Source organism: Pseudomonas sp. DG56-2 (assembly GCF_004803755.1).
GTDB lineage: Bacteria > Pseudomonadota > Gammaproteobacteria > Pseudomonadales > Pseudomonadaceae > Aquipseudomonas > Aquipseudomonas auratipiscis.
In genome coordinates this window covers 5,189,262-5,204,198 of record NZ_CP032311.1, presented here as the reverse complement: position 1 = coordinate 5,204,198, position 14,937 = coordinate 5,189,262, and the positions used below count along the sequence as shown (strand labels likewise).

Here is a 14,937-nt window from a genome sequence, read left to right as displayed (position 1 = left end):
GGAAAGCCTTCGATCCTGATCCAAACAGCTGTCTCGAATAGTGTGGGGCCCCGGCGATTGCGACCGGGGCTTCATGAAAAGGACTATTCGAAATGAGCGAAAACACAGAAATCCTGAGCACCAACACCGCTGCCGTCGTTGAGCAATCGTTGATGGCTTTTGGCGCCGGCATGTCGCTGCAAAGCCGCACCGATGTGAAGAACGCCTACCACTTCGCCTCGTTGGTCGCCAGCAAACTTTATGACCAGGAAGGTCAGGGCGAGGCCTGGTTCAAGCAGTTTCTCAAAGTCATGCAGGACTGTGGCTGGGTCACCGCTCGCCGGAGCTACGAGCGGGAAAGCGCCTCTTCCCAGGCGCTGACAATCGCGGCCATCACTTCCAAGGCCATCGGCGCCATGGGAACCGCTGTTCTGGGGGGCGCGCCTGGTGAGCTGTTGAGCAAGCTTGCTGGGGATGCCATGAAAAAACTTGGTCTGGTCAGCGAGGCCCAGAAGCTTTTCGATCGCAACGTCAAAAACAGAAACACCGCCAATATTGGCCTGGCTTCCTGCATCGAGACCAGCGAAGGTGAAGTGGTACTTGCGATGGGCTGTGTCCACACCAATACCTCAAAGCACGATCTGGATCTGTTTGTACTCGAGTGGAACAGCACCGCCGAGGAGTTCTATACGGGCACTGCAGCATTGTCATTCAACAAATCCCTCTATGAGCGTGTACGCAGCGCCATCGAAGACAAGTTGGGCGAGCGTTCCATGGCCAACGTCCTGGATTACGAAATCTGATCACTCGGGATGGCTCGTGCGCGAGTCATCCCGGATGCTCAAACTGATCTGCACAAGGAAGGGACATGAGAACAGACAACTATTCGGTATGGATGGCCGCTGGCACCTTGCTGTTGATTGCACCTGAGGTATCGCTCAGTGAACGCCAGGCGGTGCTCGACTCGCTGCTGTATGCGCAACTGGTGGCCAATAAAGCCGTAGGCTCGCGATTCGCTGATTACCCCCAATGGTACAGCCGCTACCGCCACGGATTGTCCGCGCGCGACTGGATCTTGACCCAGCTGTTCCAGGATACACACACGCCAAGTGGTCGAGCATCGATGGTGGCGCCCATCCAGCCCCTGACTTTGTGGTTGGAAGGCCGACACGCAGGGGCTTCGAGTGTCGTCGAGCAGGGTTTGCAAGCGCTCGGGAGCACGCAGGGTGGCCTGGACATTTTTCGTCCATTTGCCTTTGAAGGCGATGCCAGCGGTACTCGAATTGCGCTGGAAATAGGTTTGGTCCACAAGGGACCGATTATCGATATGTGCAGCATCGCATTGCAGACTTCCTTGCTACTGGAGCAAGTGACGATCGAGCAGCCGCTGTACGCCAATACGATTCAAGGCGATGTACTCATCAAGGGGCAGTCTGCGCAACTGGACTGTGCACTGTTTGAACCGCGCCGCGAAGAGTTGCGCAGGTTGATCGAGCGTAAACAACAGGAACGATGCTACCTGTTGGAACTGGGCAAGAAGCAAGGAGGCAACCATGAATAAGCCACAAGCTGCAGTAATCGGGGCAGGTCTTGTATCGTTCATGGCTGATGTGTCCTTGGCCCAAAGAAGTTCGGTGAAGTTGGCATTACTGCAAGCCGAACAGGAAACCCGCTTTGCCTTTGAGCATGGTCTGATCACGGACTGGTACGGTTTCTACAAGAACAAACTGAAGTTTTATGGCTGGGATGCGTTGCCCGCGAGTGAGGTGCATTGGCCAGACAATGAGCGATCCGAGATCGTCGATAAGGCGCTGTTGGCTATTTCGGCTGTGGCCGGCAGCCAATACGCTAGAGGGATGCAACTGGCCATGCATGGGCTTAATTTAAATACCACGGCCAGGCTGCAGTTCGAGCAGCGAACCCGTGAGCAGGGTGTTTTTCAGTTGTTACCCTGTGCTCCGGCCCGTAATGGCTGCGTGGATATGGTGGTCTACCACGAAGCGCTCGAGCAATCTCAGCTCTGTGCAGGCTTTCTGTTTCGCGAGCGCACACACCAGCGGGTCAAGGCCGAACTGGTACGTTTCAATGTGCGTCTGTTTGAACAGCAGTTCCGCGCCAAAGTGGAAAAAAGCCTTGAGGCTGTTGCTCTGCGCGAGATTATCGAGCTGCAGATCTAGGGCACCAGATAGCCCTTGATCCCGGTAAAGATAATCTGCGCGGCCAGCGCGCAAACAAACAGCCCCATCAAGCGGCTGACAATCTGCAGGCCCTGGTCACCCAGGATCCGTTCGATGCGGTGCGAAAGGTACAGCACCAGGCCGACGGTGAAGCTGGCCAGGGCGATGCTGATGATGGCGAGCAGCTTGTCTTCCCATTCCGGATGGCCGACGCCCATCACCAGCAAGGCGCCGATCGTACCCGGACCAACGGTCAAGGGAATGGTCAGCGGGACAATGGTAACGTCCTGCTGCACATTGTCGGTTTGCACCGTGGATTTACCTTGTGCCATTCCCAATGCGGAAATGAACAGCACACTGCCAGCACCAATGCGAAAGGCGTCGGCGGTAATGCCGAATACGCCAAAGATGGCCCTGCCAAACAAATACAGCACCACGCTTGCGATCAGCGCCGCAAAGGCCACGCGCCAGGCCAATTGCTTACGCTCTTTGGTGGAGTGGCCGCGGGTCAGGCTGATGAAGCACGAGAGCACGAAGAATGGGCTGTAGAGCACAAGCATTTTCATGTAAACGCTGAACAACTCATGGAGCATAGTGGTGGCTCGCGGCAGAAGGGACAGTCAAGCAAGTGTATCAGCGCCTGTCGCGCTCAAGAGGTTGGTATCTCATTGGTTTCCGCTTCTCGGTGTGCAACCCAATGCTCGATCAATGCACGCAACTGTGACAGTTCTACCGGCTTGGCCATGTGGCCATCCATGCCGGCCAGTCGTGCGCGCTCCTTGTGCTCGGCCAGGATGTGCGCAGTCAGGGCCACCACGGGCGTGCGCTTGCGCTGAGTGCTGATTTCCCAGATGCGTAATTGCTGCGTAGCGGAGAAGCCGTCGAGCACGGGCATTTCGCAATCCATCAACACCAGGTCATAGCGGTGGGCCTTCATCAATTGCAGCGCTTCTTCACCGTTGCTGGCGGTATCGGGCTCCAGGCTGAGTTTGCCAAGCATGCCGCGGATGACCTTGGTGGAAATACTGTTGTCTTCAGCCACCAGAATGCGGAAATCACTGGGCAGATGCAGCGGCGTGCCGAGGTTTACCGGAGCCGGGATGATCGGCTGGTCTTTGCTGCGCTGCGACAGCTCCTCCGCCAGGGTGGTCTTGAGGGTGTAGCCCGCGACCGGTTTGGCCAGGATTCGTTTGACCCCCGCATTGCGTGCAATCACCTTGCTTGGTGCATTGCTGATGCCAGTGAGCATGATCAGCAGAATGTCGTGGTTCAGGCTCGGGTCTTCTTTGATCTTGGCGGCCAATTGCATGCCGGTCATGCCTGGCATGTTCTGGTCAAGCAGCACGGCATCGAAGTAGTCGCGCAGGTGTGCCTTGGTGCGCAACATGGCCAGGGCTTCCTTGCCGGAAGGCACGGCGCTGACGTTCATGCCCCAGGCACTGCACTGCTGCACCAGGACCTTGCGACAGGTGTCGTTGTCATCCACCACCAGTACCCGGGCGCCGCGCAGCGGGCCATCGAGGTCGGCGGCAGGCTGTTCGAGACGTTGCGGGTCCAGCGGCAAGGTCAGCCACAAGGTGTTGCCCAGGCCATGGTTGGCCTTGATACCGAATTCGCCCTGCATCAGGGCTATCAGTTGCTTGGCAATGACCAGGCCCAGATGCCCGCCCAGTTTATTGCTGGAAAGGAAATTCTTGCTGTGCAGTTCGGCCTGCAGCAGTGCCTCACGCTCGCCGGGTGCCATGGCCTCGCCGCTGTCCTGCACAGCGATGCGCAGGCGCGGTGAGCTGCCGCGTTGATCGAGTGCCACAACCAGGAGGATTTCGCCCTGCTCGGTCTTTTTCAGGGCGTTTTCCAAAAGGCTCAGCAGCGCCTGGCGCAGGCGTGTCGGGTCGCCACTGATGACCCTTGGCACTTGTGGCTGGGTGAAACTGATCAGCTCTATGTTCTGCTGCTCGGCCTTGGCGCGGAAAATACTCAGGCAATCTTCGATCAGTGCGTTGAGGTCGAACTGCACATCGTCGAGTTCGATCTGCCCCGATTCAAGCTTGGAAATATCGAGAATTTCGTTGATCAGGGTGAGCAGCTCGTTACCTGCACTATGGATGGTCTGCACATAGTCACGTTGCTTTACCGACAGGGGGGTGCCCAGCAGCAACTCGGTCATGCCCAGTACGCCATTCATGGGCGTACGGATTTCATGGCTGATCTTGGCCAGGAACTCGGCCTTGGCGTTGATTTCGGCGTTGCTGGCTGCCAGTTCGCGACTGGCGCTGAAGCGTTCCTCGCTGATCCGCCGCAAGCGCTCGCTGACTGACAGGTTGAGCAGCAATCCGCTCAGGCTGGTCAAGCCCAGCAACGTGAACAGCAACCATTGTGTCGGCGTGCGGGTCAGCCCGAGCAACGCAGGGAGAACCACCAGGCAGCCCAGGTTGAAGAGCAGCATCGCCAAGGCGAACATGCGTGCAGGCGCATAGCCCTTGTACCAGTGGTAACCGGCAATAAGCAGCATGCTCACGCTACCCAGGGCAAACAGCACGTAGGTCATCAGGTTCAGCGGCAGGGTATCGACAAACAGCAGCAGCAAGCCGCAGAGCCCGATCAGGATCATTTCTGCCTGCAGCAGACGGCTCAGGCGCGGTTGGCCGCAGGGGGCAAAAAAACGCAGGGTAAAGGTCAGCCCGGCCAGGCTCGCCAGCAGCGCCGTAAGGTAGGCTGCCGGGGTCTGAGCGGAGTGCCAGAGACTCCACCACGGGCCACTGAGGTTGAGCAGGATCAGGGCGCTGAGCAGCATCAGCCCGTGATACGCCGCCAGGCTCAAGCTGGTTGAGGAGCGCGAATAGGCAAAGCGGATGAGGTTGTGCAGCATCAGCATCAGCAGGCAACCGAACAACAGACCGAACATCAGGGTCTGGCGTTGGTCTGCGGCGACCTTGGTGGCAGGCTCGAGGCTGATGCTAGGGCGCAGTTGGTGCTCGGACACCAGTCGCAGGTAGATGTCCAGCGTGCGTGAACTGTTGGGCAGCGCCAGCTGATGGTCGCTGCTGCGAACACTCAGTTCACCATTATCGGAGACCTGGCCATTGTGTATGTGTTTTACCAGGTGATCGCCGTCCAGGGCATACAGGTCCAGGCGGGAGAGATCCGGTGCAAAGACCCGCAGCAATTGTTCGTGCTGTCCGGGGTCCAGGCGGTAATGCAACCACAGCGCCTCGTTTGGCGTTGCGGCATCGAGTTGGTCTAGCTGGAGGGGGCTGAATTGCGTGCGGTAGCGTTCGGAGCGTACGTCACTGAGTTGCAGGCTTGCCTGTTCGTCGAGCAAAACGGCCCAGCCACTGCCTTGTTCGGCCGCAGCCGGAAACAGGCAGAGCATTGTCAGCAAACTGACGGTGAGGCCTATGGCGATCCTGAGCCAACGCACGACGAGATCCCTTCTTAGCAAAGTGCCGAATGATAACTATGCGCGGCGCGCCAAGGTGAAGGCAAGGCCCACGTGGGGCCCTGTCGACAGGCTGGAAGCAGGGTGCCGTTGGCAGCGCTGCTTTCTGGCGCTTTGTTACTGCTGGTGTTCACCGCGTTCGCGGGCAATGGCGCGGTAGCCGATGTCCTTGCGGTAGAAGCTGCCTTCCCAGTTGATTTCTGCGGCCAGGCGGTAGGCCTGCTGTTGCGCAGCCTCGACGGTTTCGCCCATGGCCGTGGCACAGAGTACCCGGCCACCGGTGGCAACCACGTTGCCGTCCTTCAGGGCAGTACCGGCGTGGAATACCTTGCCGGCCAGTTTGGCGGCAGCGTCCAGACCGTTGATGACAGCACCTTTGCTGTAGTCACCCGGATAGCCGCCAGCGGCCAGGACAACACCCAGGCTAGGCTGCGGGTTCCACTGCGCTTCGACCTTGTTCAGGGCCTTGGCAAATGCGGCCTCGATCAGCAGCACCAGGCTCGACTCCAGGCGCAGCATGATTGGCTGGGTTTCCGGATCGCCGAAGCGGCAGTTGAATTCGATGACTTTCGGGTTACCGGCCTTGTCGATCATCAAACCGGCATACAGGAAGCCGGTATAGACATTGCCCTCTGCAGCCATGCCACGCACGGTCGGCCAGATCACCAGGTCCATCACGCGCTGGTGTACTTCGGCAGTGACAACCGGGGCAGGCGAGTAGGCACCCATGCCGCCGGTGTTCGGGCCGGTATCGCCGTCGCCAACACGTTTGTGGTCCTGGCTGGTGGCCATTGGTAGTACGTTTTCACCATCGACCATGACGATGAAGCTGGCTTCTTCGCCGTCGAGGAACTCTTCGATAACCACGCGCGAACCGGCGTCACCGAAAGCGTTGCCAGCAAGCATGTCGCGTACGGCGTCTTCGGCTTCGGCCAGGGTCATGGCGACGATCACGCCTTTACCGGCGGCCAGACCGTCGGCTTTGATCACGATCGGAGCGCCTTTTTCACGCAGGTAAGCCAGGGCAGGCTCGACCTCGGTGAAGTTCTGGTAGTCGGCTGTAGGGATCTTGTGGCGGGCCAGGAAGTCCTTGGTGAACGCCTTGGAGCCTTCCAGTTGGGCTGCGCCCTTGGTTGGACCGAAGCAGTCCAGGCCGCGGCTGCGGAACAAATCAACGACACCGGCAACCAACGGACCTTCAGGGCCAACGATGGTCAGGGCGACGTTCTGTTCGGCGAAGTCGGCCAGTTGTTCCAGGGCAGTGACGTCGATGTCGACGTTCTCGCACTTGGCTTCGATGGCTGTGCCGGCATTGCCAGGCGCTACGAAAACTTTCTCGACTCGTGGGTCCTGAGCGACTTTCCAGGCCAGCGCGTGTTCACGACCGCCGCTACCGATAATCAAAATATTCATGAAGGCTCCTTCGGAGAAGCTGCGAGCTGCAAGCTAGAGGTCAAAGCAGCCAATGCGGCCCTTTTGTGTAGCTTGCAACGCTGAAATTTAAGGGGCTGCAACTGCAAGAAGATGCGACGCGATGCGCACTTCTTGCAGCTTGCAGCTTGAAGCGTGCCGCAGGCTCACTTAGTGACGGAAGTGGCGCATGCCGGTGAAGACCATGGCGATACCGGCCTCGTCAGCTGCAGCAATCACTTCGGCATCACGCATCGAGCCGCCTGGCTGGATTACCGCAGTGATACCCACTTTAGCCGCGTTATCGATACCGTCACGGAACGGGAAGAAAGCATCCGATGCCATGACTGCGCCCTGCACCTGCAGGCCAGCATGCTCAGCTTTGATTGCAGCGATACGAGCGGAGTTGACGCGGCTCATCTGGCCTGCGCCGACACCGATGGTCTGGCGGTTCTTGGCGTAGACGATGGCGTTGGACTTGACGTACTTGGCCACTTTCCAGGCGAAGATCAGGTCGTGGATTTCCTGCTCGGTCGGCGCACGCTGGGTGACAACCTTGAGGTCATCGGCACCGATCATGCCAATGTCGCGGCTCTGTACCAGCAGGCCGCCAGTTACGCGCTTGAAGTCCCAGGCAGCAGCGCGCTCGGCCGTCCATTCGCCGCAAGCGAGCAGGCGTACGTTGGCTTTAGCGGCTACCACGGCACGGGCTTCGTCGCTGACGCTTGGCGCAATGATCACTTCGACGAACTGACGCTCGACGATGGCCTTGGCGGTTTCGGCGTCCAGCTCGCGGTTAAAGGCGATGATGCCGCCGAATGCCGATTCGGTATCGGTCGCATAGGCCAGCTCGTAGGCCTGGCGGATACCGCCTTCGGCGTCCGGGCTTACGGCTACGCCGCACGGGTTGGCGTGCTTGACGATGACACAGGCTGGCTTGACGAAGCTCTTCACGCATTCCAGCGCAGCGTCGGTATCGGCCACGTTGTTGTACGAAAGTTCTTTGCCTTGCAACTGCACGGCGGTAGCGATACCGGCCTCGGCAGGCTTGGCTTCGACATAGAACGCCGCGCTCTGGTGCGGGTTCTCGCCGTAGCGCATTTCCTGAGCCTTGACGAACTGGCTGTTGAAGGTGCGCGGGAATTCGCTGCGGCCTTCAGTGCTCAGGGTTTCAGCCGTTTGGTTAACGGTGCCCATGTAATTGGCGATCATGCCGTCGTAGGCGGCCGTGTGTTCGAAGGCCTTGAGCATCAGGTCGAAACGCTGGGCGTAGGTCAGGCCACCGGCCTTCAGGCCTTCGAGCACCTGGGCATAGTCACTGGCGTTGACGACGATGGCGACGTCCTTGTGGTTCTTGGCTGCCGAGCGAACCATGGTCGGGCCACCGATATCGATGTTCTCGATGGCGGTAGGCAGGTCACAACCCGGTTTGGAGATGGTGGCTTCGAATGGGTAGAGGTTGACCGCGACCAGATCGATTGGCTTGATGCCGTGCTCGGCCATGATGGCGTCGTCGGTGCCGCGACGGCCAAGGATACCGCCGTGGATTTTCGGGTGCAGGGTCTTGACCCGGCCGTCCATCATTTCGGCAAAGCCGGTGTAGTCGGCAACTTCCACCGCGGCAACGCCGTTGTCCTGGAGCAGCTTGAAGGTGCCGCCAGTGGACAGGATCTCGACGCCGAGCTGTTGCAGCTCACGGGCGAACTCAAGAATTCCGGTCTTGTCGGAGACACTGATCAAAGCGCGGCGGATCGGCAGGCGGGTAGTCTGGTCGGTCATTTCAGATTCCATAACGCGGTGGAGTCAGCAAAAAAGGCGACCTCATCGAATGGGAGCCGCCTTTTCTGGTTTGGATGCTTGCTTACAACAAATCGTACTGCTTAAGCTTTTTTCGCAAGGTGCCTCGGTTGAGTCCGAGCAGCTCGCTGGCCTTGGTCTGGTTACCCTTAACGTAATTCATTACGCTTTCGAGCAGCGGCGCTTCGACTTCCGAGAGCACCAGGTTGTACACGTCCGTGACGGCCGCGCCCTCAAGATGGGCGAAATAGTTGTGCAGCGCCTTTTCCACACTGCCGCGAAGGGTTTGGCCTTCTTCGCTCGGTGTATTCAGGTGCTGTTTCAGGTTGACGTTGTCGCTCACGGGCGTTGTTCCACTCACTAAAGTCTCGGTCATCATCGTCATGCGGCCACCCCTTGTCCGTCCTCTGTCTCAAGGCTCTGTTCACGATCGCGGAAAAAGCCGCGAACGTCGGCGCACTGCGCTTGCGTATCTTCCAAACGATTGAACTGGGCGCGAAACTCCTTGGCGCCCGGAAGCGTTGCCAAGTACCAGCCGACATGCTTGCGGGCGATGCGTACGCCCATCACATCGCCGTAAAAGGCGTGCAGTGCAGTCAGGTGCTCCAGCAAAATGCTTTCCACTTCTTTCAACTGCGGCGCCGGTAATTGCTCACCGGTGCGCAGGTAATGCTCGATCTCGCGAAAAATCCATGGCCGCCCTTGGGCTGCCCGGCCAATCAACAGGCCGTCGGCTCCGGTCGCGTGAAGCACTTCCCGGGCCTTTTCTGGCGAAGTGATATCGCCATTGGCAAAAACCGGGATCGACACCGCCTGCTTGATTGCAGCGATGGTGTCGTACTCGGCGTCACCGGTGTAAAGGTCGGCGCGGGTTCGTCCGTGTACCGCCAGTGCCTGGATCCCGGCCTGTTCGGCAATCTTTGCCACTATCAGGCCGTTCTTGTTCGCTCTGTCCCAACCTGTGCGGATTTTCAGTGTGACCGGCACATCCACGGCGGCAACTACCGCATGGAGGATCTCACTGACCAGAGCTTCATCTTTCAATAAAGCAGAGCCTGCAGCCTTGTTGCAGACTTTTTTTGCCGGACAGCCCATATTGATATCAATGATCTGTGCCCCGGCCTCGACATTGGCTCGTGCTGCAGCGGCGAGCATCTGTGCGTCTCCACCGGCGATCTGTACCGAGCGTGGCTCGGGATCACCTTCGTGAATCATGCGCAGACGCGACTTGCGGCTGTTCCACAAGCTCATGTCACTGCTGACCATCTCCGACACCACCAGGCCTGCGCCCATTCGTCGGCACAACTGACGAAAGGGTTGATCCGTGACCCCGGCCATTGGCGCGAGGATCAGGTTGTTCTGCAGTGTATATGGGCCGATGCGTACCGCCGACATAGGAGTTCCCTGTTGTGGGGCCGGATCATTAGAGTTCGAAAAAGGGTGGGCATGATACCCGCTCTCGGTGACCGGATAAAGATAGATTTGGATAAAATCTGAACAACTGCGGCGTTAGGCCGCGAAGTTGTAAGCGCCAAGCATCAAGCTGCAAGCCAAGGCAGATCGGTGTGTGGCCGACTTTTCTTGTGGCTTGCAGCTCGCAGCTTGCAACTGCCCCGCTCATTCCGGCGAGCGGAAGCTCAAGCTGTAGTTGACCGCCTTGGGCCCCGGATCGAGGATGTCCAGGGCAATGTGGATCGGTACCTGGCTAGGCATTTCACCCTTGCCGGCCAGTTCTCCGCTGAGATACTCGGCGGGTTTGAAGCGCCGGCTGGCAATCAATTGACCATTGAGGTCGGCGAAGCGCAGTTCCAGCAAAGGAAACGGCTGGGAGAAGGGCGCACGGTTGTAGATGATTGCATCGACGATCAGGGCGCCATTGAAGTCCGGGTGACTGCGTACCACCAGGTTGCTGCTTTTGATCCGCTCGATGTCGACGCGTGAAGGCACCTTGCAGCCCACCTGCGGGCAGATCTGCTGGAACCACGGGCGATACTGGTCCTGGCGCGCCAGTTCATCGAAGTGATACCAGATGTACTGACCCGCCAAGGCGGCCGCGGCCAGCAGCACCAGCAGGATCCACAGTACACGCTTACCCCAGTGTGCTTTGGGCTTTTGCCAATCCAGTTGCAGCGGATCGTCGACCAAGTCAAGCATCGGCTCTTTACGCACGGGACGGTTTGATACCGCGCCCAAGCCGGGTTCGCGGCGCTCATCAAGGTCGCTGTCGAGGGTGTCGAGATCGTCCTCGGGCGCTTTGGCCGACAGGCGCTCGCCAGGCATTTCATCAGGATCGGCTGAAATTGGCTGGGAACGATGCGGGGTTTCGTCCAGATCGTCGTCGAGAGTGTCCGGATCCAGCGATAACGACGGCTCGGTGCGCTCGCCCGGTGCTGGCGCGAGGTCCAGTGGTTCTTGCTCAATCAGCGGCTGGGGCTCGTCTGGCTCGGCCACGGGGGCGCGCTCGCTGGCTGGGGTGCTGAACAGGCTGTCGGGCCAGTGCTGGTCGTCGCTCTCCGGCTCGTCGCGCTGGGCACTGAGGCTTTCCTCGCGAGGTGGAACGGCCCTGAACTCGGTGGTCGGCTGGATTTCGCGTTGTTCCAGGCGCGCCAGCTCCTGGTCCAGGTCAAGCTGGTCGAGGTCCAGCTCGGCAGCGCTCCATCCGCGCGTACTGGCAGGCGCCGCGGGAGAGGGAGTCGGTGTAGGTGCTGGCACTGCTGGCTCAACGCTAGTGGGTTCGACCACAGGTTGTTGCGCCGCACTTTGCTCCAACAGCTGTTTGGCAGCGTTGAACACCTGCAGGCAGGCGCCGCAACGCACCACGCCGCGCGCCACGCTCAACTGGTTGTGGTTGACGCGAAAGCTGGTCTGGCAATGCGGGCACTGGGTGACGAAACTGTCGGTCATGCGGCGGTCCGGGTTATACAGAAGTTTATTCTAGGCGCGCTTAACGGCGACGACCACTGATGCGTACCCAGCCGTCACGAACGGTGATCGGATCGAGATCGAAGTCCTTGGCGTAGGCTGCGGCAACCTCTTCGCCTTGCTCGGCGAGGATTCCGGAAAGTGCCAGCAGGCCGCCTGGGCGGACCAGCGTCGACAATTGCGGCGCCAGGGAAACCAGTGGGCCGGCCAGAATGTTGGCGACCAGCACATCAGCCTGCATGGCCGGCATGTGTTCTGGCAGGTACAAGGCGAACTTCTCGTCGGCAATGCCATTGCGTCCGGCATTGTCGCGGGAGGCTTCCAGGGCCTGTACATCGATGTCAGTGCCCACGGCTTCGCGGGCGCCAAGTAGCAGCGAAGCGATGGCCAGAATCCCGGAACCACAACCGAAGTCGAGCACCTGCGCGTCTTTCAGGTCCTGGCCGTCCAGCCACTCAAGGCACAGGGCGGTGGTCGGGTGGGTGCCTGTGCCGAAGGCAAGCCCAGGATCGAGCAACAGGTTGACGGCGTCTGGCTCCGGCGCGGTATGCCAGCTTGGCACGATCCACAGGCGTTGACCGAAACGCATCGGCTGGAAGTTGTCCATCCAGCTTCGTTCCCAATCCTGGTCTTCGATGACCTCTGCCTGGTGCTCGGGCAATGCGGCGTCGGTCAGCAGTTGCAGGTGAGCGAACACGGCGTCGGCATCGGTATCGGCCTCGAACAGCGCCAGCAGGTGCGTGTGCGACCACAACGGTGTGGTGTTGAGGTCCGGTTCGAAAATCGGCTGATCTTCGGCGTCCATGAAGGTGACCGAAACCGCGCCTACTTCGAGCAGGGCATCTTCATAGGTTTCGGCTTGTTCCGGGCTGATGGCCAGACGTACTTGCAGCCAAGGCATGGCGGGCACCTTTGGAAAAATCTACTGGGGCAGCTCAAGGCTGCGCGAAGCCCGCCAGTTTACTTGAGTGGAGGCGGTTTGTGGAAATGCATCGCCTGCTGCGGTGTGCTGAAAAATCGGGTGCAAAAAAAAGGTTCTTCACGGAATCCCGGGGGTATGATCTTGGGGCTGGGCTGGGATTTGAGTCTGCGAGCTTATCCATTCAATGCGGCGCCGCTGTTGGCCCCTTCCGCCCTTACGGCGGGTCCCTTTTGTCTTGGCAAAAGGAACCAAAACCGTGTGTCCCTGCATCCGGCCCTACGCTGCGCTCCGGGTCCCTTCGCTCCGGCATTGCTCCCGTCGGGACCGCACCGAAGGGCCGTCCTGGCCCTACGGTGCTCGCAGGCCATCCATGGCCTGCACCCGACTACGCAATACCTGCACTCAGCCTACTGAAGGGACGATCCAGGGTGTCTGGGCTGGCGATGTACGAAGAGCCAGATCAAAAGCAAAAGCTGCACACCAACGCCTCGCTGTTGCCGGTGCCGTTGCTGTGCTTCTCCCTACACAAATCGTGCAGACGCCACAAATCGTCCCTTCAGTAGGCCGAATGGAACCCTTGCGCAGTGGGGCGACGGCCATGGATGGCCGGCGAGCGCCGCAGGGCCAGGACGGCCCTTCGGCGCGCTCCCCGCGGGAGCAAGGGTGGAATGAGGGAACCCGGAGCGCAGCGCAGGGCCGAATGCAGGGACAAGGGTTTTGCCCACTTTTGCCCCGACAAAAGTGGGTCGCCGTAAAGGCGAAACCAGCCAGTGGTGCCACCACATCAAACGGATATGCCCATCGCCACTCGAGCCACATTCCGGTGCTCACCAGCTAGCAGGCCCGGTGCGTAGTTCCCGGAATTCCGCGAACAACCAAAAAAAGACCCCGGTCAATGGACCGGGGTCTTTTTTACATCACTTGCCGAATCACTCCTGGTTAGCCAGTTTGTGTTCCAGATAGTGAATGTTTACGCCACCTTTGCAGAAACCTTCATCACGCACCAGGTCGCGGTGCAGCGGGATGTTGGTCTTGATGCCGTCGACGACGATTTCGTCCAGGGCATTGCGCATGCGTGCCATGGCTTCGTCGCGGTCTTTGCCGTAGGTGATCAGCTTGCCGATCAGCGAGTCGTAGTTCGGCGGTACCGCGTAGCCGCTGTACAGGTGCGAATCGACGCGAACGCCGTTGCCGCCTGGAGCGTGGAAATGCTTGACGGTGCCAGGGCTCGGGATGAACTTGCGTGGGTCTTCGGCGTTGATCCGGCACTCCAGGGAGTGACCACGAATTACCACGTCATCCTGAGTGAACGACAGCTTGTTGCCTGCGGCGATGCTGAGCATCTCCTTGACGATGTCGATACCGGTGACCATTTCCGAAACCGGGTGCTCCACCTGAACACGGGTGTTCATTTCGATGAAGTAGAAACGACCGTTTTCGTAGAGGAACTCGAAGGTGCCGGCGCCGCGGTAGCCAATCTCGATGCACGCATCGACGCAGCGCTTGAAGACTTCCTGGCGGGCTTTTTCGTCGATACCTGGCGCCGGCGCTTCTTCCAGAACCTTTTGGTGGCGGCGCTGCAGTGAGCAGTCGCGATCACCCAGGTGTACGGCATTGCCTTGACCGTCGGACAGGACTTGAACTTCCACGTGACGTGGGTTGGTCAGGAACTTCTCGAGGTAGACCATCGGGTTACCGAACGCAGCGCCTGCTTCGGTGCGTGTCAGCTTGGCCGAGGCAATCAGGTCCTCTTCCTTGTGCACAACGCGCATGCCGCGACCACCACCACCACCGGCGGCCTTGATGATCACCGGGTAGCCAACCTCGCGGGCGATAGCCAGCGCGGTTTCTTCGTCTTCCGGCAACGGGCCGTCGGAGCCCGGGACAGTCGGAACGCCAGTCTTGATCATCGCGTCCTTGGCCGAAACCTTGTCACCCATCAGGCGAATGGTGTCAGCTTTCGGGCCGATGAAGGCGAAGCCGGAGTTTTCCACCTGCTCGGCGAAGTCGGCGTTTTCCGCGAGGAAGCCGTAGCCTGGGTGAATGGCGGTTGCGCCGGTGACTTCTGCGGCGGCGATGATCGCCGGGATATGCAGGTAGGAGTCCTTGGAGGACGCCGGACCAATGCAAACCGATTCGTCGGCCAGGCCCAGGTGCATCAGTTCACGGTCGGCCGTGGAGTGTACGGCGACGGTCTTGATGCCCATCTCTTTGCAGGCACGCAGGATCCGCAGGGCAATTTCCCCGCGGTTGGCAATCAGGACTTTTTCCAGCTTCGCAGACATCGTTGG

12 protein-coding genes are annotated in these 14,937 nt (G+C 59.6%); 3 read left to right on the top strand and 9 right to left on the bottom strand.

Annotated features, from left to right (window positions below; genetic code table 11):
- Positions 1–92: 92 nt before the first annotated feature.
- From D3Z90_RS23890 to D3Z90_RS23880, 3 genes are all read left to right on the top strand, one after another.
- Positions 93–782, top strand: coding sequence for a hypothetical protein (locus D3Z90_RS23890; protein ID WP_136478343.1), 690 nt, complete (start codon positions 93–95; stop codon positions 780–782).
- A 65-nt stretch (positions 783–847) separates the two neighbouring features.
- On the top strand, positions 848–1,540 hold the full coding sequence (locus D3Z90_RS23885; protein ID WP_136478342.1) for a hypothetical protein: 693 nt from the start codon (positions 848–850) through the stop codon (positions 1,538–1,540).
- On the top strand, positions 1,533–2,156 hold the full coding sequence (locus D3Z90_RS23880) for a hypothetical protein (RefSeq protein ID WP_136478341.1): 624 nt from the start codon (positions 1,533–1,535) through the stop codon (positions 2,154–2,156). Before D3Z90_RS23885 ends, D3Z90_RS23880 begins: the two co-directional genes overlap by 8 nt.
- On the opposite strand, the gene D3Z90_RS23875 is transcribed toward D3Z90_RS23880, so the two are convergent.
- From D3Z90_RS23875 to accC, 9 genes are all read right to left on the bottom strand, one after another.
- Entirely contained in the window at positions 2,153–2,749 is a 597-nt protein-coding gene (locus D3Z90_RS23875) for a MarC family protein (protein ID WP_136478340.1), read from the bottom strand. The genes D3Z90_RS23880 and D3Z90_RS23875 overlap by 4 nt on opposite strands.
- A gap of 56 nt (positions 2,750–2,805) precedes the next feature.
- Positions 2,806–5,577, bottom strand: a complete 2,772-nt coding sequence (locus D3Z90_RS23870) for a hybrid sensor histidine kinase/response regulator (protein ID WP_136478339.1) — start codon at positions 5,575–5,577, stop codon at positions 2,806–2,808.
- Positions 5,578–5,712: 135 nt separating this feature from the next.
- Positions 5,713–7,008 carry a phosphoribosylamine--glycine ligase gene (gene purD, locus D3Z90_RS23865; protein ID WP_136478338.1) on the bottom strand — a complete coding sequence of 432 codons (1,296 nt, stop codon included), beginning with the start codon at positions 7,006–7,008 and terminating at the stop codon, positions 5,713–5,715.
- Between the two features lie 168 nt (positions 7,009–7,176).
- Positions 7,177–8,784 carry a bifunctional phosphoribosylaminoimidazolecarboxamide formyltransferase/IMP cyclohydrolase gene (gene purH / locus D3Z90_RS23860; protein WP_136478337.1) on the bottom strand — a complete coding sequence of 536 codons (1,608 nt, stop codon included), beginning with the start codon at positions 8,782–8,784 and terminating at the stop codon, positions 7,177–7,179.
- An 82-nt stretch (positions 8,785–8,866) separates the two neighbouring features.
- Positions 8,867–9,187, bottom strand: coding sequence for a DNA-binding transcriptional regulator Fis (fis, locus tag D3Z90_RS23855; protein WP_003186237.1), 321 nt, complete (start codon positions 9,185–9,187; stop codon positions 8,867–8,869).
- Complete coding sequence (gene dusB, locus D3Z90_RS23850) at positions 9,184–10,197, bottom strand: tRNA dihydrouridine synthase DusB (protein ID WP_136478336.1); 1,014 nt, start codon at positions 10,195–10,197, stop codon at positions 9,184–9,186. The genes fis and dusB overlap by 4 nt, the downstream gene beginning before the upstream one ends.
- Before the next feature lie 222 nt (positions 10,198–10,419).
- Positions 10,420–11,706 carry a DUF3426 domain-containing protein gene (locus D3Z90_RS23845; protein WP_136478335.1) on the bottom strand — a complete coding sequence of 429 codons (1,287 nt, stop codon included), beginning with the start codon at positions 11,704–11,706 and terminating at the stop codon, positions 10,420–10,422.
- A gap of 40 nt (positions 11,707–11,746) precedes the next feature.
- Complete coding sequence (gene prmA, locus D3Z90_RS23840) at positions 11,747–12,625, bottom strand: 50S ribosomal protein L11 methyltransferase (protein ID WP_136478334.1); 879 nt, start codon at positions 12,623–12,625, stop codon at positions 11,747–11,749.
- A gap of 950 nt (positions 12,626–13,575) precedes the next feature.
- Positions 13,576–14,931, bottom strand: a complete 1,356-nt coding sequence (accC, locus tag D3Z90_RS23835) for an acetyl-CoA carboxylase biotin carboxylase subunit (RefSeq protein ID WP_136478333.1) — start codon at positions 14,929–14,931, stop codon at positions 13,576–13,578.
- Positions 14,932–14,937: the final 6 nt, after the last annotated feature.

Bases quoted from the DNA above. Each gene is read 5' to 3' on its own strand.
- dusB (WP_136478336.1), bottom strand. From the start codon at position 10,197: ATGTCGGCGGTACGCATCGGCCCATATACACTGCAGAACAACCTGATC.
- accC (WP_136478333.1), bottom strand. From the start codon at position 14,931: ATGTCTGCGAAGCTGGAAAAAGTCCTGATTGCCAACCGCGGGGAAATT.
- D3Z90_RS23890 (WP_136478343.1), top strand. From the start codon at position 93: ATGAGCGAAAACACAGAAATCCTGAGCACCAACACCGCTGCCGTCGTT.
- purH (WP_136478337.1), bottom strand. From the start codon at position 8,784: ATGACCGACCAGACTACCCGCCTGCCGATCCGCCGCGCTTTGATCAGT.
- D3Z90_RS23885 (WP_136478342.1), top strand. From the start codon at position 848: ATGAGAACAGACAACTATTCGGTATGGATGGCCGCTGGCACCTTGCTG.
- D3Z90_RS23880 (WP_136478341.1), top strand. From the start codon at position 1,533: ATGAATAAGCCACAAGCTGCAGTAATCGGGGCAGGTCTTGTATCGTTC.
- prmA (WP_136478334.1), bottom strand. From the start codon at position 12,625: ATGCCTTGGCTGCAAGTACGTCTGGCCATCAGCCCGGAACAAGCCGAA.
- D3Z90_RS23875 (WP_136478340.1), bottom strand. From the start codon at position 2,749: ATGCTCCATGAGTTGTTCAGCGTTTACATGAAAATGCTTGTGCTCTAC.
- fis (WP_003186237.1), bottom strand. From the start codon at position 9,187: ATGACGATGATGACCGAGACTTTAGTGAGTGGAACAACGCCCGTGAGC.
- purD (WP_136478338.1), bottom strand. From the start codon at position 7,008: ATGAATATTTTGATTATCGGTAGCGGCGGTCGTGAACACGCGCTGGCC.
- D3Z90_RS23845 (WP_136478335.1), bottom strand. From the start codon at position 11,706: ATGACCGACAGTTTCGTCACCCAGTGCCCGCATTGCCAGACCAGCTTT.